At 49.3% G+C, this 20,974-nt stretch carries 19 protein-coding genes, 1 tRNA gene and 1 riboswitch; of the genes, 18 read left to right on the top strand and 2 right to left on the bottom strand.

The features are described 5' to 3' along the window. Positions 1–50 precede the first annotated feature (50 nt). The 15 genes from ACMP1L_RS01750 (at position 51) to gdhA (ending at position 16,220) form a co-directional block, all read left to right on the top strand. Entirely contained in the window at positions 51–629 is a 579-nt protein-coding gene (locus ACMP1L_RS01750; RefSeq protein ID WP_118731727.1) for a TetR/AcrR family transcriptional regulator, read from the top strand. Position 630: 1 nt separating this feature from the next. Then, positions 631–831: a hypothetical protein gene (locus tag ACMP1L_RS01745; protein ID WP_418451833.1), complete on the top strand. Its 201-nt coding sequence runs from the start codon at positions 631–633 to the stop codon at positions 829–831. A 25-nt stretch (positions 832–856) separates the two neighbouring features. After that, complete coding sequence (locus tag ACMP1L_RS01740; RefSeq protein WP_279220926.1) at positions 857–991, top strand: hypothetical protein; 135 nt, start codon at positions 857–859, stop codon at positions 989–991. A gap of 329 nt (positions 992–1,320) precedes the next feature. Then, positions 1,321–1,539, top strand: a riboswitch (cobalamin riboswitch). Positions 1,540–1,697: 158 nt separating this feature from the next. Next, the gene (locus ACMP1L_RS01735; RefSeq protein ID WP_177304524.1) at positions 1,698–2,726 is read left to right on the top strand and encodes a sirohydrochlorin cobaltochelatase; all 1,029 of its coding nucleotides are present in this window, start codon (positions 1,698–1,700) and stop codon (positions 2,724–2,726) included. A 76-nt stretch (positions 2,727–2,802) separates the two neighbouring features. After that, complete coding sequence (locus tag ACMP1L_RS01730; protein WP_418451832.1) at positions 2,803–3,717, top strand: hypothetical protein; 915 nt, start codon at positions 2,803–2,805, stop codon at positions 3,715–3,717. 65 nt (positions 3,718–3,782) lie between these two features. Next, the gene (locus ACMP1L_RS01725; RefSeq protein WP_475544502.1) at positions 3,783–4,979 is read left to right on the top strand and encodes an ABC transporter substrate-binding protein; all 1,197 of its coding nucleotides are present in this window, start codon (positions 3,783–3,785) and stop codon (positions 4,977–4,979) included. 28 nt (positions 4,980–5,007) lie between these two features. After that, the gene (locus ACMP1L_RS01720) at positions 5,008–6,021 is read left to right on the top strand and encodes a FecCD family ABC transporter permease (protein WP_418451830.1); all 1,014 of its coding nucleotides are present in this window, start codon (positions 5,008–5,010) and stop codon (positions 6,019–6,021) included. 17 nt (positions 6,022–6,038) lie between these two features. Next, positions 6,039–7,139 (top strand): ABC transporter ATP-binding protein, encoded by a 1,101-nt coding sequence (locus ACMP1L_RS01715; RefSeq protein ID WP_118731734.1) that lies wholly within the window; start codon positions 6,039–6,041, stop codon positions 7,137–7,139. Between the two features lie 117 nt (positions 7,140–7,256). Further along, entirely contained in the window at positions 7,257–8,135 is an 879-nt protein-coding gene (locus tag ACMP1L_RS01710; protein WP_118731735.1) for an amino acid ABC transporter substrate-binding protein, read from the top strand. Between the two features lie 37 nt (positions 8,136–8,172). Then, the gene (locus ACMP1L_RS01705; RefSeq protein ID WP_178276236.1) at positions 8,173–8,826 is read left to right on the top strand and encodes an amino acid ABC transporter permease; all 654 of its coding nucleotides are present in this window, start codon (positions 8,173–8,175) and stop codon (positions 8,824–8,826) included. A 15-nt stretch (positions 8,827–8,841) separates the two neighbouring features. Further along, positions 8,842–9,609, top strand: a complete 768-nt coding sequence (locus tag ACMP1L_RS01700; protein ID WP_118731737.1) for an amino acid ABC transporter ATP-binding protein — start codon at positions 8,842–8,844, stop codon at positions 9,607–9,609. Positions 9,610–9,694: 85 nt separating this feature from the next. Further along, entirely contained in the window at positions 9,695–10,930 is a 1,236-nt protein-coding gene (gene fliB / locus ACMP1L_RS01695) for a flagellin lysine-N-methylase (RefSeq protein WP_177304520.1), read from the top strand. A 139-nt stretch (positions 10,931–11,069) separates the two neighbouring features. Next, positions 11,070–12,701, top strand: a complete 1,632-nt coding sequence (locus ACMP1L_RS01690; RefSeq protein ID WP_118731739.1) for an ABC-F family ATP-binding cassette domain-containing protein — start codon at positions 11,070–11,072, stop codon at positions 12,699–12,701. Between the two features lie 96 nt (positions 12,702–12,797). After that, positions 12,798–14,675, top strand: a complete 1,878-nt coding sequence (locus ACMP1L_RS01685; protein ID WP_177304519.1) for an ABC-F family ATP-binding cassette domain-containing protein — start codon at positions 12,798–12,800, stop codon at positions 14,673–14,675. Between the two features lie 210 nt (positions 14,676–14,885). Further along, positions 14,886–16,220 (top strand): NADP-specific glutamate dehydrogenase, encoded by a 1,335-nt coding sequence (gdhA, locus tag ACMP1L_RS01680; protein ID WP_118731741.1) that lies wholly within the window; start codon positions 14,886–14,888, stop codon positions 16,218–16,220. Positions 16,221–16,335: 115 nt separating this feature from the next. On the opposite strand, the gene larA is transcribed toward gdhA, so the two are convergent. Then, positions 16,336–17,631, bottom strand: coding sequence for a nickel-dependent lactate racemase (gene larA, locus ACMP1L_RS01675; protein ID WP_418451834.1), 1,296 nt, complete (start codon positions 17,629–17,631; stop codon positions 16,336–16,338). A 129-nt stretch (positions 17,632–17,760) separates the two neighbouring features. On the opposite strand from larA, the gene ACMP1L_RS01670 reads away from it, so the two are divergent. After that, a complete protein-coding gene (locus ACMP1L_RS01670; RefSeq protein ID WP_418451829.1) occupies positions 17,761–17,892 on the top strand; it encodes a hypothetical protein in 132 nt (43 codons plus the stop codon). Between the two features lie 627 nt (positions 17,893–18,519). Here the strand turns inward: ACMP1L_RS01670 and ACMP1L_RS01665 are convergent. Then, a complete protein-coding gene (locus ACMP1L_RS01665; protein WP_418451828.1) occupies positions 18,520–19,446 on the bottom strand; it encodes a ketopantoate reductase family protein in 927 nt (308 codons plus the stop codon). 247 nt (positions 19,447–19,693) lie between these two features. On the opposite strand from ACMP1L_RS01665, the gene ACMP1L_RS01660 reads away from it, so the two are divergent. After that, a complete protein-coding gene (locus tag ACMP1L_RS01660; RefSeq protein WP_118731748.1) occupies positions 19,694–20,572 on the top strand; it encodes a DUF3881 family protein in 879 nt (292 codons plus the stop codon). A gap of 287 nt (positions 20,573–20,859) precedes the next feature. Beyond that, positions 20,860–20,936 (top strand) — tRNA-Arg (locus ACMP1L_RS01655). Positions 20,937–20,974: the final 38 nt, after the last annotated feature.

The following is a 20,974-nucleotide window of genomic DNA, read 5'->3' as shown; positions in this document are numbered from 1 at the left end:
TAGTCTACAATAAAAACTAATATCATTAGTTTACGGGAAGGGAAAAGAACATGGCTCACAAAGGATTGAATCTGGATGTGGTGGTGAAGGCAGCGGCAGAATTGATTGAGCAGCAGGGAAGGGATGCATTTTCCATGCGGCTTCTGGCAGAGCAGTTGGGGATAAAGACGGCTTCACTTTACAATCATGTGGATAATATGGAAATGCTTCTGGCAGAGGTCTGCAGGTATGGCCTGTGTCTTCAGAATGAGATGGAGATGCAGGCCATGGAGGGAAGGCATGGAGAAGATGCCGTACGCCAGCTGGCAGACACATACAGAAACTTTGCGAAAAAACATCGGGAGCTATACTGGCTGATCATGGCCATGTCGGCAAAAGATAAGCGAGTGCGGGATGACGCGGCGGTTCTGTTTACAGACCCGTTAAAAAAAATGCTGGAAGATTTTCATTTAAAAGAAGAGGAAAGCATTCATTACCGGCGTTTATTTCGGGCCATAGTCCATGGATTTGTGGCGCAGGAGGAGCAGGGGTTCTTCTCCCACTATCCGGCGGCGGTGGATGACAGCTTTCATTTTGCGGTGCAGTGCTATATCGAAAGCCTGAAACAGGGCGAAAAGAGGTGTTCTTAACATGGAAAAAGGAAAAAAGAATGAGGAACTGTTTTGCAGCATGCCGGTTCCACAGGCGATTCTGACGCTGGCTGTGCCTCTGTTTATGTTTATGACAGCGCTCGCGAATTTGTTTGGTGTGGGAGGGGCGAGCCTGATCTCACGCTTTTTGGGAGGTGGAGAACGCAAAAAGGCATCACGCTGCGGCGCATTCTGCATCTGAACAGCCGCAGGGATTTCTGTTTTGTATGCTGGATGCGATCCGCACTCTGTGTGTCTTCAGCCTTGGCGTGGCCCTGGCCATTGCGGTGCTTCTGTATACACAGGCGTCTGCCGTGAGCAGGCTGTTCATCAATAACCGTGAGACGGTAGCGTATGGCTGAAGATTTTTGCGGATTATCTGCTCTGCCAGCCCCATGACATTTTTTGCACTGACTGTGTTTCAGGCCACCGGAAAAAAGAGACAGCCCATTATTCTGTCCGTGCTGCGCAAGGGAACGGTGGATGTGCCATTTATGCTTCTGTTTAACCATATATTCGGGATTCGCGGTGTGGCCTGGGCAACTCCGGTGGCTGAAATAATATCTCTGTTGGTCGCTGCGGTAATGGTCGTTCCGTATATCAGAAAACTGGCCAGGGGGCAGGAGATATAAAAGAGAAAATAATGCTTTTTCATTGCCTTTTCCATGTGTGGATGGTATGATGAGGACATATCGAAAATAGGACAGCAGGTGCCGGAATCGGATAGAAGGATTTCGGGTAAAAGGGAAGCAGGTGGAAAACCTGCGCGATCTCGTCACTGTAAGCAGGGAGCACCGGATTATGCGCATGTCAAAACGGCATGGCAGCCACTGGTTTTTGAAGACTGGGAAGGTAATCTGAAGTGTGTGGAGCTGCGAGCCAGGAAACCTGCCTGCTGTTGGTACAGGAGCATTCCAGACCACGAGGACTTGGTCGTGCCGCAGGATCTTTTCAGAATTTTTCTCAGGGTTGTTCAGGCCATTGTTCGTGGTATGTTCCGGGTATTCCAAAATCGATAGTGTCAGTACGGATGGTTTTATACCATACCATTTTAGAGGAGGACGTATCATGAAGAAGAGAACACTGACAGCATTATTTGCAGTGACTGCGCTTTCTGCTGCGATGATGGCAGGCTGTGCGGGAAAGGCAGAGAAAGAAGCGGCAACCACAGCGGAGGAAACCACGACTGAGGCGGCAGAGGAAACTACCGAGGCTGAGACGAAAGAAGCTCCGGCTGAGGAGGAAGACGAAGAAAATTACGATACTGGAGATGCATCTATGGACAACACAAGAAATCAGGATGAGATCGGAGAACAGGAGCTGTTGGTAGTAAGCTTCGGAACCAGCTACAACGACAGCCGCCGTCTTACCATCGGAGCGATCGAGAACGCAATGGAAAAGGCATTTCCGGATTATTCTGTAAGACGTGGCTTTACCAGCCAGATCATCATTGATCATGTGAAATCCAGAGATGATGTAACGATCGATAACGTAGATGAGGCATTAAAGCGTGCCGTTGACAATAAAGTAAAGACCCTGGTCATCCAGCCGACCCATCTGATGAACGGCCTGGAGTACAACGATCTTGCAGACGAAGTGGCACAGTATTCTGACGCATTTGATAAAGTAGCCATCGGCCAGCCGCTGTTAACCAGTGATGACGATTTCAAGACAGTGATCAAGGCAATTACGGAGGCTACCGCTGAGTATGATGACGGTGAGACCGCAATCTGCTTCATGGGTCACGGTACTGAGGCTGACTCCAATGCTGTTTACGCAAAAATGCAGGATATGCTTGCTTCTGAGGGTTATGAGCATTACTATGTAGGTACCGTAGAGGCGGAGCCGAGCCTGGAAGATGTTATCGCTAAAGTGAAAGAGGGCGAGTACAAGAAGGTTGTTCTGGAGCCGCTCATGATCGTTGCCGGTGACCATGCAAATAACGATATGGCAGGCGATGAGGATGGTTCCTGGAAGAAGGAGTTTGAGAAAGCGGGTTACGATGTAACCTGTCTGGTTCGTGGCTTAGGCGAGTTAGAGCCGATCCAGCAGCTGTTTACAGAGCATGCGCAGGCAGCTATCGACAGCCTGAAGTAATCAAATAGTATAAAAATAAGACAGAGAATGGGCGGCGGATGGAATTCCGGCCGCCCGTTTTGATAGGGATGAAAATATGAGAAAAAATATATACGGAATTATGGCATCAGTATGCTTAAGCAGTGTACTGGCAGCAGGCTGCGGTGGAAAAAATCAGGCAGAGACACTGCCGGCACAGAGCAGCGAGACAATGTCGGTACAGGTAAGTGAGACCGTGGCAGCGACGGAAGAGACTGCAGAGCAGCAGAGTGTTGGGACCGAAGGGATGACACCGGTTTTGGCGTCAGAATTAAGAGATGGAGTGTACCAGATTCAGGTGGATTCCAGCTCCAGCATGTTTCGGATCGAGGCATGCGAACTGACTGTGAAGGATGGCAGTATGACGGCCGATATGAAGATGGGAGGTACCGGTTATCTGAAGCTTTACATGGGAACCGGGGAAGAAGCGGCAAAGGCGCCGGAGGAGAAGATGATCCCATTTGAGGAAGCTGCGGATGGGAGCCATCATTTCACGGTTCCGGTGGAAGCATTGGATAAGGAACTGGACTGCGCCGCATTCAGCAAGAAGAAAGAAAAATGGTATGACCGTGTTCTGGTATTTCGGGCGGATTCTCTTCCGGCTGATGCGCTGACGGATGCGGCCCAGGTGACAGCAGAGAGTCTGGGACTGGCCGATGGCTGCTATACTGTGGAGGTGTCCATGGAGGGAGGATCCGGCAGGGTGAGCGTGGAATCTCCGGCGAAGCTGGTCGTAAAGGATCAGAAGGCGGTTGCAGAGGTTGTGTGGAGCAGTCCGAACTACGATTATATGAAGGTTGGAGAGGAAAAATTCCTTCCGGTCAATCAGGGCGGAGAAACTTCTGTGTTTGAAATCCCGGTAACGGTGTTTGACCGGAAGATGGCGGTAGCAGCCGATACTACGGCTATGAGTACGCCCCATGAGATTGAATACACGCTGCTGTTTGATTCTGCGAGTATCAAGACAGAATGAGAAAGCAGATTGAACAGTGTGCGAACCGTAACAGAGTGAGGGCAGATATGAGGAAATGTGGGAATATGTGCTTGTACCGCAGGGCCTTGACCGGAGTGCTTGCAGTGCTTCTTGCTGTGGAAATTTCGGCCTGCGGTGGGAAGGCGAAGCCAGGGCAGGAGACGGGAGTGAGTCAGAAAGCAGAAATAACTCAGGAGAAGGCTTCTGCTCCGGTCTGGAAGGACATGAGGCCGGAGCGCAGTATGGAGCTTTCCTATGCGAAGCAGTTTTCGGTGGATTATTATGACGGCGGCTACGATCTGATTCAGGTGCAGGATGACAGTACCTGTCTGGTGGTGCCGGAAGGAGCTGCCGTGCCGGAGGGGCTTCCAGCCTCGATTACTGTTTTGCAAAAACCGTTGGATCATGTGTACCTGGCAGCGACATCGGCTATGGACCTGATTGCGGCCCTGGGCCGTGTGGACCGGATCACGCTGTCCGGAACGAAGGAGTCCGGATGGTATGTGGATGCGGCCAGACAGGCTATGGAAGATGGGACACTATCCTATGCGGGAAAATACAGCGCACCGGATTATGAGCAGATCCTTTCTTCCGGCTGTGATCTGGCACTGGAATCCACGATGATCTATCACGTGCCAGATGTGAAGGCACAGTTAGAGCAGTTAAAGATCCCGGTGTTTGTGGAGCGTTCCAGCTATGAGGAGCATCCGCTGGGAAGAATGGAGTGGATCCGGCTGTATGGCGTGTTATTTGATGCGGAAGAGACGGCGGAGCAGTTGTTTCAAGAGCAGGTGCAGCAGCTTGATACGGTGCTGACCGGACAGTCTGTCGGAAAAAGCGCAGCTTTTTTCTATATTACGTCTAATGGTGCGGTGAATGTACGAAAACCGGGTGATTACGTGGCCAAAATGATCGAGCTGGCTGGCGGAAGCTATGTACCGAAGACGGCTGATACGGATGAGAATGCCCTTTCTACCATGAATATGCAGATGGAAACCTTTTATGCAGAAGCAAAGGAGGCAGACTGTCTGATCTACAACAGCACCATAGAAGGGGAATTGCAAACAATGGATGAGCTATTGCAGAAAAGTCCGCTGCTGAAAGATTTTAAAGCAGTGAAAAGCGGAAATGTGTGGTGCACTGGGAAAAATATGTTCCAGGAAACCATGGGACTTGGTGATATGATCTTAGATCTTCATGCAGTACTTTCGGAGGTTGCGCCGGATGAGAACAGCCTCCATTATCTGCACCGGCTGAAGTGACCACAGAATAGACAGGAGGAGAGGAAGTGTGAAAAATCGAACAGTGCGCTGCAGGCTGGTCTTTTTGCTGCTGGCAGGTTTGTTTGTCATTCTGGCAGCACTCAGCTTCAGCGTGGGCAGTGTTTCCCTGTCCCTTCGGGATATATGTGAGATTCTGTCGGGAGCAGACCGGGAAAGTACAGCCTTTCATATCCTGTGGGACATCCGTTTGCCGCGCCTTTTTGCTGCCGCGCTGCTTGGCGGGGCTCTTTCCGTGTCTGGATTTTTGCTCCAGACCTTTTTTGCAAACCCTATTGCAGGACCTTTTGTTCTGGGGATTTCTTCCGGGGCCAAGCTGGTGGTGGCTTTCGTCATGATCCTGTTTCTGGGAAAGGGTCTTTTTATGGGATCCGCGTCCATGATCGTGGCGGCGTTTGCCGGATCCATGCTTTCCATGGGGTTTGTACTGGTGATCGCACGGCGGGTAAGGCAGATGCCTGTGCTGGTGGTATGCGGTGTTATGATCAGCTATATCTGTTCTGCAATCACGGATTTCGTGGTGACCTTTGCAGACGACGCCAACATTGTAAATTTACACAACTGGTCCATGGGCAGCTTTTCCGGTACGACCTGGGATCAGGTGCGGGTCATGGCGGCGGTGGTGCTTCCTGTATCCGTGTTGTCATTTTGCATGGCAAAGCCCATCAGCGCTTATCAGCTGGGCGAGGAGTATGCCAGGAGCCTTGGCGTGAATGCAAAACGGTTTCGGGCAGAGCTGATCCTTTTATCCAGCATCCTTTCGGCCTGTGTGACGGCCTTTGCGGGACCGGTATCTTTTGTGGGCATCGCTGTGCCGCAGCTGGTAAAGCGGCTCTTTGGAACGGCAAAGCCCATTGTAGTGCTCCCAGGCTGCTTCCTGGGCGGCGCAGTCTTCTGCCTGCTCAGTGATCTGATCGCCCGGACTCTGTTTGCGCCCACGGAGCTTTCTATCAGTTCGGTGACCGCAGTGTTTGGAGCACCGGTGGTGATCTGGCTTATGATCCGGGGCAGAAGCCGGAAATGAGCAGCAGGGAAAGGAGAATGGAAGTGTTGAGACAGGAAGAGGCATATCTGAGAACAGAAAATCTTGCGGCCGGCTATGATGGAAAGGCATGGATCCGTGAGATCAGCATTCATGCTTCGCGAGGGGAAATTGTGACACTGATCGGCCCGAATGGAGCGGGAAAGTCCACAATTTTAAAAAGCATTGCCGGACAGTTAAAGCCGGTGGGGGGCGTGGTCAGTCTGGACGGCCGGATGATGGAACAGTGGCCGGAAACGGAGATTGCCCGCCGGATGGCGGTGATGATGACGGAGCGGATGCAGCCAGAGCTTATGACCTGCTTTGATGTGGCGGCCATGGGGCGTTATCCCCATACCGGACGTTTCGGAATACTGTCGGAAACGGACCGTGCTATTGTGCGGGAGGCACTTGCCATGGTGCACGCAGAAGAACTGGAAGACCGGGAGTTTTCCCGGATCAGTGATGGTCAGAAACAGCGGATCCTGCTGGCCAGGGCTATCTGCCAGCAGCCGCAGATCATTCTTCTGGATGAGCCGACCTCGTTTCTGGATATCCGCCATAAGATGGAACTGCTGACAATCTTAAAAACGCTGGTGCGTAAGAAGCAGGTGGCAGTGTTAATGTCCATGCACGAGCTGGATCTGGCCCAGAAGGTGTCGGATTACATTGTGTGCGTGGGGGAAAATAAAATCTGGAAATGCGGAATGCCGGAGGAAATTTTTACTGCGGCAAACATGGAGGCGTTGTTTGGAATCCGGGCAGAGAGCTATCAGGCAGAATACGGATCTGTGGAGCTTACGCCGGTATCCGGTGTGCCGGAGGTCTTTGTCATTGGCGGAAACGGAAGCGGAATTCCGGTTTACCGGAAGCTGCAGCGTCAGGGAATTCCCTTTGCAGCAGGAGTACTGCATGAGAACGATCTGGATTATCCGGTGGCAAAGGCACTGGCTGTGCAGGTTATTTCGGAGCGCCCGTATGAACCAATAGGGGAAGCAGCTTATGAAGAGGCACTTCAGGTGATGGAGAAATGCAGAACAGTGATCTGCAGTGTACAGGAGTTTGGAAGCGGAAATCTGAAAAATGCAGATTTACTGCAGCGTTTTATGAAAAAAGGGTAGACAGAAACACTTTACTATGCTACCATGATAACGTGTGCGCCGTACGTGTACAATAAGCATTGCGGCGAAAGGATTATCATTCGTGCATCGTGGAACAGCAATGAGGAGGAAGCAATTATGAGAAAGAGAATGTTAAGCGCAGCAATGGCAGGTATGATGGTGGTATCCATGACTGCATGCGGAGGCAGCAAGCAGGCTGAGACCACCGCAGCAGCAACTGAGGCAGAGACTTCCGCCGAGGAAACTACTGCAGCAGAAACTACCGCTGAGGCAGCAGATGAGGCTGGCGAGCTGGGTGGTACCTTTACCGTAGGTTTTGACCAGGATTTCCCGCCGATGGGCTTTGTAGGAGATGACGGTCAGTATACCGGCTTTGATCTGGAGCTGGCACAGGAGGTTGCAGACAGACTGGGTCTTGAGTTTGTTCCGCAGCCGATCGCATGGGATGCAAAAGATATGGAACTGAGTTCCGGCACTATCGACTGTATCTGGAATGGTTTTACCATGAACGGACGTGAGGATGATTACACCTGGAGTACTCCTTATATGGACAACAGCCAGGTATTTGTTGTAGCAGCAGATTCCGGCATCAGTTCTCTGGCTGATCTGGCCGGCAAGGTTGTTGAGGTTCAGACTGACTCTTCCGCAGAGGCGGCTTTAAAGGATAATGCAGAGTTAAGCGCAACCTTCGGAACACTTCAGACCACCCCAGATTACAACACCGCATTCATGGATCTGGAGATGGGTGCCGTAGATGCCATCGCAATGGATGTCATCGTAGCCGGTTACCAGATCGAGCAGAGAGGTGAGTCTGACAAATACGTGATCCTTGACGAGACCCTTTCTTCCGAGGAGTACGGCATTGGCTTTAAAAAGGGCAATGAGGAGTTAAGAGATAAGGTCCAGGGCGCGCTGGACGAGATGGCAGCAGACGGTACCATGGCAGAGATTTCTGAGAAATGGTTTGGCCGTGATGTAACCACGATTGGAAAATAACAGTTAAAATGAAACAGAAGGCGAAGGAGCAGGAGTTATGCAGATTAATACTATGATATCACAGTTATCGGGAGGAATGCTGGTCAGCACAGAGATTTTTGTGGTGACGCTGGTGTTTTCCCTGCCCCTTGGTCTTCTGATTGCTTTTGGCAGAATGTCGAAGAATAAGGTCCTGCAGGGAATTGTGAAGACCTATATCTCTATCATGCGCGGAACCCCGTTGATGCTGCAGCTGATGGTTGTTTATTTTGGACCGTTCTATCTGTTTGGCATTAAGATCAAGAGCAATAATTACCGTCTGATCGCGGCGATGATCGGATTTGTCATCAATTATGCGGCATATTTTGCGGAGATTTACCGCAGTGGTATCCAGTCTATGCCAAATGGCCAGTATGAAGCTGCAAAGCTTCTTGGCTACAGTCGCAGTCAGACCTTTTTCCGCATCATCCTGCCGCAGGTGATCAAGCGGATTCTGCCATCGGTGACCAATGAGGTGATCACGCTGGTTAAGGATACCTCTCTTGCATTTACCATCAGTGTTCTGGAGATGTTTTCCATGGCGAAGGCTCTGGCATCGGCTCAGACCAGTATGATTCCGTTTGTGGCAGCCGGACTATTCTACTACATCTTCAACCTTGTGGTAGCGGTTGTTATGGAATGGATTGAGAAGAAACTGTCCTATTATGAATAAACCCGGAGGAATATCATGAACTTACTGGAAATGAATCATGTAAAAAAATCATTTGGAGACCTTGGTGTCATTCAGGATATTTCTCTGCATGTAGGAGAGGGCGAGATCGTCTCCATCATCGGACCCTCCGGTTCCGGTAAATCTACACTGCTGCGCTGTGCGACCATGTTAGAGACGATGGACAGTGGCGAGCTGATTTACCTGGGAGAGAGGGCAGCGTGGAATGATGCGGATGGAAAGGCTGTTTATGCATCTAAAGCTGAATTGAAGAAAATCCAGCAGAATTATGGCCTGGTATTCCAGAATTTTAACCTGTTCCCACATTATTCGGTGCTGAGAAATGTGATGGATGCGCCGGTAGCTGTGCAGAAACGTGATAAAGAAGAAGTGCGGAAAACAGCGATGGAGCTTTTGGAAAAGATGGGACTGGCGGACAAGGCCGATGCCTATCCGTGTCAGTTATCCGGCGGTCAGTGTCAGCGTGTAGCCATTGCCAGGGCACTGGCGTTAAATCCGAAAATCCTGTTCTTCGATGAACCGACCTCTGCACTGGATCCGGAGCTGACCGGTGAGGTGTTAAAGGTGATCAAGTCCCTTGCGGATCTGCATATCGCCATGGTCATTGTAACGCATGAGATGGCCTTTGCGAGAGATATCTCTGACCGTGTGATCTTTGTGGCAGACGGGGTGATCGTGGAAGAGGGAGCTCCGGCACAGGTATTTGCGTCTGAGAATGAGCGGACAAAAAGTTTCCTGGGACGATACGGAGATATGTTGAAATAAAAGATATTGTGATTGTGAAAATTGTGCCTGGAAGGCCGCCTGAGCAGCTTTCCGGGCCTGTTGTATTTATTTAGGAGTGATGAGTATGCTGTATACATATCCACATTATTATAAAAAATTCCAGTGTATTGCTTCGGAATGTGAGGATACCTGCTGTGCGGGGTGGGCGATCACGATCGATCCGAAGTCTCTTGAGAAGTACCGTCATGCGAGAGGACCAATGAAGGCGCGCCTGAGAGAGTCTGTGGACTGGAAACAGAAGTGCTTTAAGCAGCGGGAACATCGATGTGCCTTTTTGAACGAGGAAAATCTCTGCGATCTTTATGCAGGCATGGGCGCAGACAGTCTGTGCTGGACCTGCAGGACTTACCCGCGCCATATAGAGGTGTTCGACGGTGTGCGGGAGGTATCGCTGTGCTTATCCTGTATTGAGGCAGCGAGGATCATTCTTGGAACAAAGGAGCCGGTACGCTTTCTTTCCAGCGAGAATGAAAAAGAAGAAAGCTGCGAGGATGAGGAGTTTGATTTTTTCCTGTATACCAAGCTGGAAGAAACGCGTGATGTAATGTTTGAGATCCTGGAAAACCGGGGACTATCCAGCGAGCTTCGTATGGCTTTGTGCCTGGCTCTGGCGCATGACCTGCAGTGCCGGATAAGGGATGAGAAGCTGTATGAGGTGGACGGGCTGCTGGCCCGGTATTCTGTTGGAAGTATGTGTGGGACAGCGCAGGAGAAAGCAGACGCTGCAACGGATGCCGGACAGCCTGTACAGGCCAAAGCCGGGGACACTGTGGCACGCTTCTGCCGCCGTCTGGCCTCAGCCGGTCTGGAGCAGTACAGCCGCTTTGAGACAGCAAGTGAGCTTTATACGGTGTTTGAAAAGATGGAACCACTTGACAGTGCATGGCCTGAGCGCCGGGACGGCATGGATGAAATCCTCTACGGAGCCGGAAAAGAAGTGTATGAGTCAAATCGCCGGGCTTTTCTTACAGCAAACGGCACACGCATGGAGCTTCTCAGGGAGCAGATCATGGTGTACTTTGTGTTCGGCTACTTTTGTGGAGCTGTGTACAATGATAATCCATACGGCAAGCTGAAGCTGGCTGTGGCGGCAACGATTCTGGTGGAGGAGCTGCTGATGGCGGAGTGGCTGCGGGAAGATCTCCCGGAGAAAAAGATTGTGGACCTGGTGCACTGCTTTTCCAGAGAGGTGGAGCATTCTGATGAGAACCGGGGACTTCTGGAGGATGAGCTTGTGAAACGGGAGGAATTCCGTCTGAAGGCACTGCTTGCGGCCGTCATTGAGTGGAAGCGTGCGTAAGCAGGAAAAAAACCTTAAAATTCCTGCAAAATACGCTGAATAGCGCTTGCAAAATACGGAAATTCCTGTAAAATAGAGATGATGCAAAAGACGAGGGACATGACAATGCCCCTCTTTTTTATGAAAGGTGTTAGAAAGAATGATTAGTGCAAATGGTGTTACCCTGCGTGTGGGGAAAAAGGCATTATTTGAAGATGTAAATATCAAATTTACCGAGGGAAACTGCTACGGCCTGATCGGTGCGAACGGAGCCGGAAAGTCTACTTTCTTAAAAATCTTATCCGGACAGTTAGAACCGACCAACGGTGATGTTGTGATCACCCAGGGTCAGCGTCTGTCTTTCCTGCAGCAGGACCACTTTAAATACGACGAGTACACCGTACTGGATACCGTTATCATGGGAAATAAGCGTCTGTATGATGTTATGAAAGAGAAGGATGCTATCTATATGAAGCCGGATTTCTCTGATGAGGACGGAATCAAGGCAGCAGAGTTAGAGGGAGAGTTTGCAGAGATGAATGGCTGGGAGGCTGAATCTGACGCAGCTAACCTGTTAAACGGTCTGGGAGTTGATACCGAGTATCACTACAATCTTATGAAGGACCTGACCGGTGCGTTAAAGGTCAAAGTTCTGCTTGCGCAGGCACTGTTCGGCAACCCGGATATCCTGCTTCTCGACGAGCCGACCAACCATCTGGATCTGGATGCGATCGCATGGCTGGAGGAGTTTTTGATCAACTTTGAGAATACCGTTATCGTGGTATCCCATGACCGTTACTTCCTGAATAAGGTCTGCACCAATATCGCAGATATCGACTACGGAAAAATCCAGCTGTACGCAGGTAACTACGATTTCTGGTATGAATCCAGCCAGTTAATGGTAAAACAGATGAAGGAAGCAAACCGCAAGAAAGAGGAGAAGATCAAAGAGCTGCAGGAGTTTATCCAGCGATTCTCCGCAAACGCTTCCAAATCCAAGCAGGCTACCTCCAGAAAACGTGCTCTGGAGAAAATCGAGTTAGACGACATCCGTCCGTCAAGCCGTAAGTATCCGTACATCGATTTCCGCCCGTTCCGTGAGATCGGAAACGAGGTTCTGACCGTTGAGAACTTATCAAAGACCATTGACGGTGAAAAGATTTTAGATGGTATCAGCTTTACCCTGACCCGCGATAATAAGGTTGCACTGGTAGGACCGAATGAGCGCGCAAAAACCGTTCTATTCCAGATCCTGTCTGGTCAGATGGAGCCGGATGAGGGTTCCTACAAGTGGGGCCTGACTACTACCCAGTCCTACTTCCCGAAGGACAACACAGCTGAGTTTGACAGCGATGATACCATCGTAGACTGGCTGACCCAGTATTCTCCGGAAAAGGATGTAACTTATGTACGTGGTTTCCTTGGCCGTATGCTGTTTGCAGGTGAGGATGGCGTGAAGAAGGTCCGCGTTCTTTCCGGTGGTGAGAAGGTTCGCTGCATGCTTTCCAAGCTGATGATCTCCGGCGCCAATGTGCTGATGTTAGATGAGCCGACTGACCATCTGGATATGGAGTCCATTACTGCGCTGAACAACGGTCTGATCAAATTCCCGGGTGTTCTGATCTTCTCTTCCCGTGACCATCAGATCGTACAGACCACCGCAAACCGCATCATGGAGATCGTAAACGGCAAGCTGATCGATAAGATCACTACCTACGACGAGTACCTTGAGAGCGATGAGATGGCCAGAAAGCGTTTTGTATTCTCAGTTGAGGAGAAAGACGAAGACTAAAAAGATAACAAAGGGCAGTCCTTTAAGCGACCCGGAGGGGATCGAAGGGGACCGTCCTTTTTCATTTCACAGGAAATTGCGTCTTATGGAGGTTTTATGAGTTTAATTACAATCGAACATCTGACAAAATCTTATACGGAGCGCCTGCTGTTTGATGATACGGCGTTCAGCATCAATGAGGGTGAGAAGGTGGGGCTTATCGGTATCAACGGCACTGGTAAATCCACGCTTCTTAAGATTGCAGCAGGGCTGGAAGAGCCGGATGACGGCTCTGTGGTGCGCCGCAGGAATCTTTATATCCGCTATCTGCCGCAGATCCCGGCATTTACCGCAGGAGACACCGTGCTGGATGCCATTGTGCGGGATAACCGGGATGAGCCGCATTTTTCCTCCCGGGAGGAGATCGAGGCCAGTGCAAAAAATATCCTGACACGGCTTGGAATCTATGATTTTGACGAGAAGGTGGAACATCTTTCCGGAGGACAGAGAAAGCGTGTGGCGCTGACCAGTGTACTGCTTTCCACGGCAGATCTTCTGATCCTGGACGAGCCGACAAACCACCTGGACAGTGAGATGGCAGACTGGCTGGAGGAGTATTTAAAGAAATTCCGGGGAGCACTGCTGATGATCACTCATGACCGGTATTTCCTGGACAGCGTGACCAACCGCATTGTAGAGCTGGATAAGGGAAAGCTTTACAGCTATCAGACCAATTATGAGGGCTTTGTCAAGTTGAAGGCTGAGCGCATGGATATGGCTGTGGCTTCTGAGCGTAAGCGTCAGACCATTTTGCGGACAGAGCTTGCCTGGATGCAGCGCGGCGCAAGAGCCCGCTCCACCAAACAGAAGGCTCACATCCAGCGCTATGAGGCATTGCGGGACATGGACGCGCCGGAGTTTGACAAAGAGGTGGAGATGGAGTCCATCTCCAGCCGTCTGGGCCGTACTACGGTAGAGGTGAAGGATCTTTGCAAGGCATACGGGAATAAAGTTCTGTTAAAGGATTTTACCTACATCTTTCTGAAAAATGACCGTGTCGGCATCATCGGACCGAACGGAAGCGGAAAGTCTACGCTTATGAAGATGATCGCCGGATGGGTACAGCCGGATTCCGGAACCATTGAGATCGGACAGACGGTCAAGATCGGCTATTTCTCGCAGGAGAATGAGGCGATGGATGAGAGCCTGAAGGTCATTGACTATATCCGCAATGTGGCAGAGTATGTGCAGACGAAGGACGGAAGTATCAGCGCTTCCCAGATGCTGGAGCGTTTTCTGTTTCCGGGCAGTGTGCAGTATACCACCATCAGCCGTCTCTCAGGCGGAGAGAAACGACGCCTGTATCTCTTGCGGATCCTGATGGATGCGCCGAATGTGCTGCTTTTAGACGAGCCGACCAACGATCTGGATATCCGCACCCTGACGATCCTGGAGGATTATCTGGACAGCTTCCAGGGCATTGTTATCACCGTATCCCATGACCGGTATTTCCTGGACCGCATGGTGCGCCGGATCTTTGCCTTTGAGGGTGACGGAAAGGTGGTGCAGTATGAGGGCGGCTTTACGGATTACCAGGCGGCATATCTGATGAAGCATCCGGAGCTGTCTGGCGGAACTGCTGGCGGCAAGGGTGCAGCAGGGCGCGACAGCACTGGAAATGCAGGAGCTGCCGATGGGGACAGTGAAAGCGGCGGTGCCGCAAAAAAATCTTCCCAGGAGGGAAGAGCTCACCAGAAGAAGCTGAAATTTTCATTCAAGGAGCAGCGGGAGTGGGACACTATCGAGGACGAGATTGCAGGTCTGGAAGCAGATCTCGAGACACTGGATGGTCAGATCGCGGAGTCCGCTACCAATTACGGCAGGCTGAACCAGCTCATGACAGAGAAGGCAGAGAAAGAAGCACTGCTGGAAGAAAAGATGGACCGGTGGATGTACTTACAGGAATTAGCTGAGAAAATCGCTGCACAATCGTAATTTTCCTGCTTCTACTTAATCAAAATATGAATTAGGTGCATATCTGCCATGATTTTTCGCAATAAAAGTTTCAAAATGAAGGGATTGACTTTAGCAATTTAACTTGCTATAATTTCTACGATACGTAAAGAGCAAAGGGGCTCCGCCGATATTGGCGGTGCCCTATTGTCTTTTTCAGAGAAAGATGATAACTCAAGGAGGAGAAAAGTTATGTCTTATGTAGATGAGATCTATGAGAGAGTAGTAGCCCAGAACCCGGGCGAGCCGGAATTCCATCAGGCAGTAAAAGAGGTTCTGGATTCCTTAAAACTGGTTATTGACGCAAACGAGGAGAAATACCGCAAGGCTGGTATCCTGGAGCGTTTTGTAGAGCCGGAGAGAATTGTCTCCTTCAAGGTTCCGTGGGTAGATGATAAGGGCAATGTACAGGTAAACAAGGGCTATCGTGTACAGTTCAACAGCGCAATCGGACCGTACAAGGGAGGTCTTCGTCTCCATCCGTCCGTAAACCAGAGCATCTTAAAATTCTTAGGTTTCGAGCAGACTTTGAAAAACTCCCTGACCGGTCTTCCTATGGGCGGCGGTAAAGGTGGTTCCAACTTCGATCCGAAGGGCAAATCTGACCGAGAGGTTATGGCATTCTGCCAGAGCTTTATGACTGAGCTGTACCGTCACATCGGCAAAGATACTGACTGCCCGGCTGGTGATATCGGCGTAGGCGCAAGAGAGGTTGGCTTCCTGTTCGGACAGTATAAGAGAATCACCGGTCTGTACGAGGGCGTTCTGACTGGTAAAGGCCTGACCTTCGGCGGTTCCCTGGCAAGAACTGAGGCAACCGGTTACGGCCTGATCTACATGCTGGATGAGATGTTAAAGCACAATGGCAAAGAGCTGGCCGGCAAGACTGTTCTGGTATCCGGTTCCGGTAATGTAGCAATCTACGCAGTACAGAAGGCTCAGGCACTTGGTGCTAAGGTTGTTGCTATGAGTGATTCCAACGGCTATGTATATGATCCGGACGGCATCAAGCTGGATGTTGTAAAAGAGATCAAGGAAGGTCGTCGCGGCAGAATCAAAGAGTACGTTGACGCTGTTCCGACTGCAAAATATACGGAGGGCAAGGGCATCTGGACCATTCCGTGTGACATCGCTCTTCCGTGCGCAACCCAGAACGAGCTGAATCTGGATGACGCAAAGGCTCTGATCGCAAACGGCTGCTTCGCAGTAGCAGAGGGTGCAAACATGCCGTCCACCAGAGAAGCTACCGACCTGTTCGTAGAGAAGAAGATCCTCTTCATGCCTGGTAAGGCTGCAAACGCAGGCGGTGTTGCAGTATCCGGCCTGGAGCAGAGCCAGAACAGCATGAGACTGTCCTGGACCTTTGAGGAGGTTGACGCAAAGCTGCATGACATCATGGTTGGCATTTTCGCAAAGGTTGATGATGCTGCAAAACGCTATGGCGCAGAGGGCAACTATGTGGCAGGCGCAAACATTGCAGGATTCGAAAAGGTTGCAAATGCTATGATCGCACAGGGTATTGTGTAAAATCTGATTTGAGTTAAAACAAAGATATAAAAAATCCCACAGGACCGGGCAGTCTGCCCAGATCCTGTGGGATTTTTTATTTCAGTTAGAAATGGTCTTTGATGGAAAAAGATAATCAGCTTAAAATGACAGAAACGCCATCAGGAATCAGGGTGATGGAAGGTTCCGGTTTATGCAAAATTTCGATGGCCTGACAAAAGGCATCGGAAAGAGAATTGCTATAAATAAGGTGCAGGGCTTCTACCACCTCTCTGGGAGCATCGCTTACCAGAATTACAGTGTGGTCCAGAAGAATCTGACAGAAAATCTGGGACTGCCACTGATCCGGAATCGTTTCAGTCTGTGCGCGGGAAAGTATGTCATCGAGAATTTTCTTGGTATCTGGCTCACGGGCAAAGGTCTGGAAGAAATCCTGACCGCCATGTCCGTCACAGCAGCTGGAAAGCATAATAATGACACCACCTTTTTTGCAGGAGGCAGCAGCTGTGGTCATTCCCTTGACACTCTGGTAGATATTCTGATCAAGAGGATAGCCGCCGTTGGAAGTGATTACAATATCTGAGAAAACTGGTTTGCGGCGGCACATAGAAGATAAAAAGGCAACGCCGGCTTTATGGGCTGTATCAATGTCACCGGCTACTGCGCCGATAATTTCCTTATTCTGGTTCAGGATCACATTCAGGATAAAGCGGATTCCAGAAGCTTTGGCAGCAAAGAGCATATCTTCATGAACAGGATTTCCTTCCAGAATGCCTGAGATGGAATGAGGATCATGAATATTGCAGGCCGCATGATTGTACATAATGGTTTTTCTGGAGGCAACACCAGGAAGGATGCTTTTTCGGCCGCCAGAGAAACCTGCAAAGAAATGCGGCTCAATAAATCCCTCAGCAATCAGCAGATCTGCTTCACAGGCAATTTGGTTTAGTTCGATATGGTTGCCGCTGGGACTGGTGCCAATCTGGCAGAATGGGCCTTCATCACAATTATGGACAACAATGTGTTCCTGCTTGACAATGGTCTCACCAAATCGTTCTGTCAGTTCTTTCTGTGTAGTTTTTCTGTGACAGCCGGTAGCAATCAGAATGGTAATTTGTGCATCCGGATTGCCTTTTCGGATTTCCTGTAGAAGAAGCGGCATCGTGATCTGGCTGGGCATGGGGCGAGTGTGGTCAGAGGTGATGACCGTAACGGTTTTGCAGCCCTTGGCGAGAACAGAAAGCTCGGCGGTATCATGTGGATTTTCCAGTGCATATTTGACGGTTTCCTCCGGTCCCAGAGGTGGCCTGTAAGAGGACAGATCAGATTCGATGACAGCCTGAATACAGATTTCTGGAAGACTGGCAGTCTGAGTTGTTTTTCCATATGGAAAAGAGTATGTATATAACGGATAAAAAGGAGAGAGTGCGATATGTTTATGAATGTAGAATTAATGGTCGATGAAAAATTGATTCGAGGAGATGTCAGAACTCCAGAGGGAGACGGGCCATTCCCAACCGTGTGTTTTTAGCATGGATTCTGCGAGGACCGGATTGGTATTATGAGGCTACATGAGCTTTTTGCAAGAAAGTGTGTGGAAAACGGAATTGCCTGTGTGAAATTTGATTTTTACGGTTGTGGAGAGAGTGACGGCGATTTTTCTGAGATGCGTTATCTGGATGAGATTGAGTAGGTAAAGGCAATTTATAATTGGACAAAAGAACAGAGCTGGTGTGATCCGGATAATCTTTATCCGGTAGGACACAGCCTTGGCGGAGCAATTACTTGAGATTATCCCAGGATCCAATCATCAATTTAGTTCGGTTTCATGGAAAAATCAGGTGTATGATTGCAGTATCGAATATTTGAAGAAAAAAATTGCAGAGTAGAATTAAATGGGGATTCTGGGCTTATGAGAATGGTGGTATTAGACGGATATACTGAAAATCCAGAGGAGCATCATCGGAAAAGCGAATATTGAAAAAATGAAAGATGGTGTGATCATCATCAATAACAGTCATTTGTTATAGTTGCTATGAATCAGGGTGAAGAGGAAAAGTCGCAAATACACGCGGCTTCTCCTCTTCATTTTCTTTTGTTATGAATCTGGTAACGTGTTTTTTTCCTGCTGGGCTTTTGAGCAGGCGGTATCCTTCTATCGTCTTGCGGTGGTGAATTATATAGGTTTTCATGATAAAGGCATGCTGTTAGCAGGTGGCTGCGGAAACACCAACGGCGAACCAAAGATTGAACGCACAGGTTATCTGCAAAAAGCCTTTGAATTCGGAAAACAGATATATCCAGAAGAATCAAACACAGATCAATAATCAAATTTTCCGTCGTTCTTTTCTTCCAGTGCTTTGATCAGATTGTAAGTCATTTCATTATAAGGGCATTCCACGCCAACCTCTTTTCCCATGCGGATCAGGGCACCGGAAAACATATCAATCTCGGTATGTCGGTGTGCATCAAGATCCTGCAGGGTGGAATAGCGCTGGGACGGAAGCCATTTGGCGGCTTTAAATTCATCTGTTAAGGGAATGCCCTTTGCATTGGCTACCAGGACAACCTCATGGCGCATTCTGCGCATAATGGCATCTGCATAGATGCTGTCATCATAAACTCCGATGCCGACACCAAGAATGGCCTGAGGCAGATTGCGGGAAACATTTAAGCCGAATTTATCCCACATATCTAGCAGGATATCATCACTTAAATGAAGAGTAACCGGTGTGTCAGCAAAAATCTCCGCAATAGCAGCAAGCCTTGGATCCTGGCAGGCAGGCTGGTTCGGGATTCCGATGTAGATTCCGTTGTAGCCTTTTGGAAGTGAAAAATGAATGGAATTTCCGATTCGATGGGAGGCAATGCGGATCAGAGAGTAAATCATATGCTCCATGCCGATGCGCTGACCAATGAGCTCCTCACTGTCGACACCGTTTAGGAGGCTGACCACTATGGTATGTTTATCAGTGATGGTCTCGATATCCGGCAGAGAATCGCGAAGCTGGGTGTATTTTGTACAGACAAACAGAAGATCCACACCATGGGCTTCGGCCGGTGTTTTTATATGAAGAGAATAGACTTTGTCATTGATATTCAGGCCATTTTTGGCGAGACGGTCTTTTCGTTCCCCATCTGCGATGACCCAGAGATTTTCTTTATACTTGTCGGAAAGTCCCATAACCAGGTAGGAACCTACTGCGCCTGCGCCCAGAATGGCGATGGTGCGGATATGCTGATTCATAATTGTGTGCCTCCTCTTATCAGTTTTCATCAGAGTATGATAATGATTTTACTATATAGCATAATGCATAAAAAAACAATTGCGAATTTGGGCAGGATGGAAAATGTGAAAAACATGAAATTTTCAAATACTGTAATTTATGTATGTAATAATTGAAAACTGCATTGCTATCATGTATAATGAGGCGTAAAGAAAGGGCGGAGAATTTCTTCGCCCTTTCAAATTAGACGGTTTAGAAGGTGAGCATATGCATAAATTTCTGCGAAGCATTGGCTTTAGCACATATAGAAAAAAGCGTGATATCGAAAAGCTTCTGGCATCATTGATCCCATCTGCCAAATGGCGCCGGATCCAGTTGGATGAAGAAACCAATCTCTGTGAACTGCGGGCTGAGGTGGCACCTGGTATGGGAATTGTCATGATGGGTGAGATGGATGAAGAGGGCGCCTTTCAGTGCGAATATTACTATCCTTATCTGAATTCCTCGGATGTTTCTTCTACAACGGACTGCTCGATTCAGCGGCATACGGAAAAAGAGACTTACGCGGGATTGCTCGATGAATACCGTGTTGGAATCTCTCTGATTTTCTATCTGGGAAACTGTTATGAGTACCGTGAGCGCAAGGCAAAGCGTATGCCTCGGACGACAGAATCTGTGAATCTGACCGGTCTGGCTATTGAGGGGAAGGTTCTGCTTCCACTTCACAAAACCAGAAAGCAGATTGAGATGGCGAAGGTGGCGGCAAGAGACCGCAATAACCTGTTAGAGGCAGCGAAGAAAGGCGATGAAGATGCCATGGAAACGCTGACAATTGAGGACATTGATCTGTACTCCCAGGTTTCCAGACGTGCCATGAAGGAAGATCTGTACTCTATTGTGGACTCCAGCTTCATGCCCTGCGGCATCGAATGTGACCAGTATTCTATTATCGGTGAGATCACCGGGATTGAGATCAGGGAAAACCGGGTAAGCGGTGAAATGGTTTATGACCTGACTATCAGCTGCAGCGATATGCTTTTCCATGTAGGAATTGCCCAGAAGGATCTGATGGGCGAGCCAAAGGTAGGACGCCGCTTTAAGGGACAGATCTGGATGCAGGGAACGGCAAAATTTGCAGAATCGTAGGACTTGCTATTTTGCGAGATTTTTGTTATTCTATATAAGTACATTTCGCGTACGATGTTCTCATAGTTAAATGGATATCAGATGATTCATCACGAAAGTGATTGAGTTCATAAAATTGGTCGCCGTGACCGAAAAGGCTGAAAAAGCCCGAGAATACGGCATTTGTTCCCATAGTTAAATGGATATAACAAGCGCCTCCTAAGGTTGCGTTACAACGGTCACCTCAAAAAAATTAAATAAGGGATTGCAGTTCGACTTTGGTCGGGCTATAATCATATATCAGACACGTCCATATAGCTCAGCTGGATAGAGCACACGCCTCCTAAGCGTGGGGTCGGAGGTTCAAATCCTCTTATGGACGCCAGTGAACAACGCCGAAAGCCTTTGTTTTCAAGGGTTTTC

Origin of the sequence: Ventrimonas sp., assembly GCF_048380235.1 — a bacterium.
Taxonomy (GTDB): domain Bacteria; phylum Bacillota; class Clostridia; order Lachnospirales; family Lachnospiraceae; genus Brotaphodocola.
This window is presented reverse-complemented; position numbering and strand designations above follow the sequence as displayed.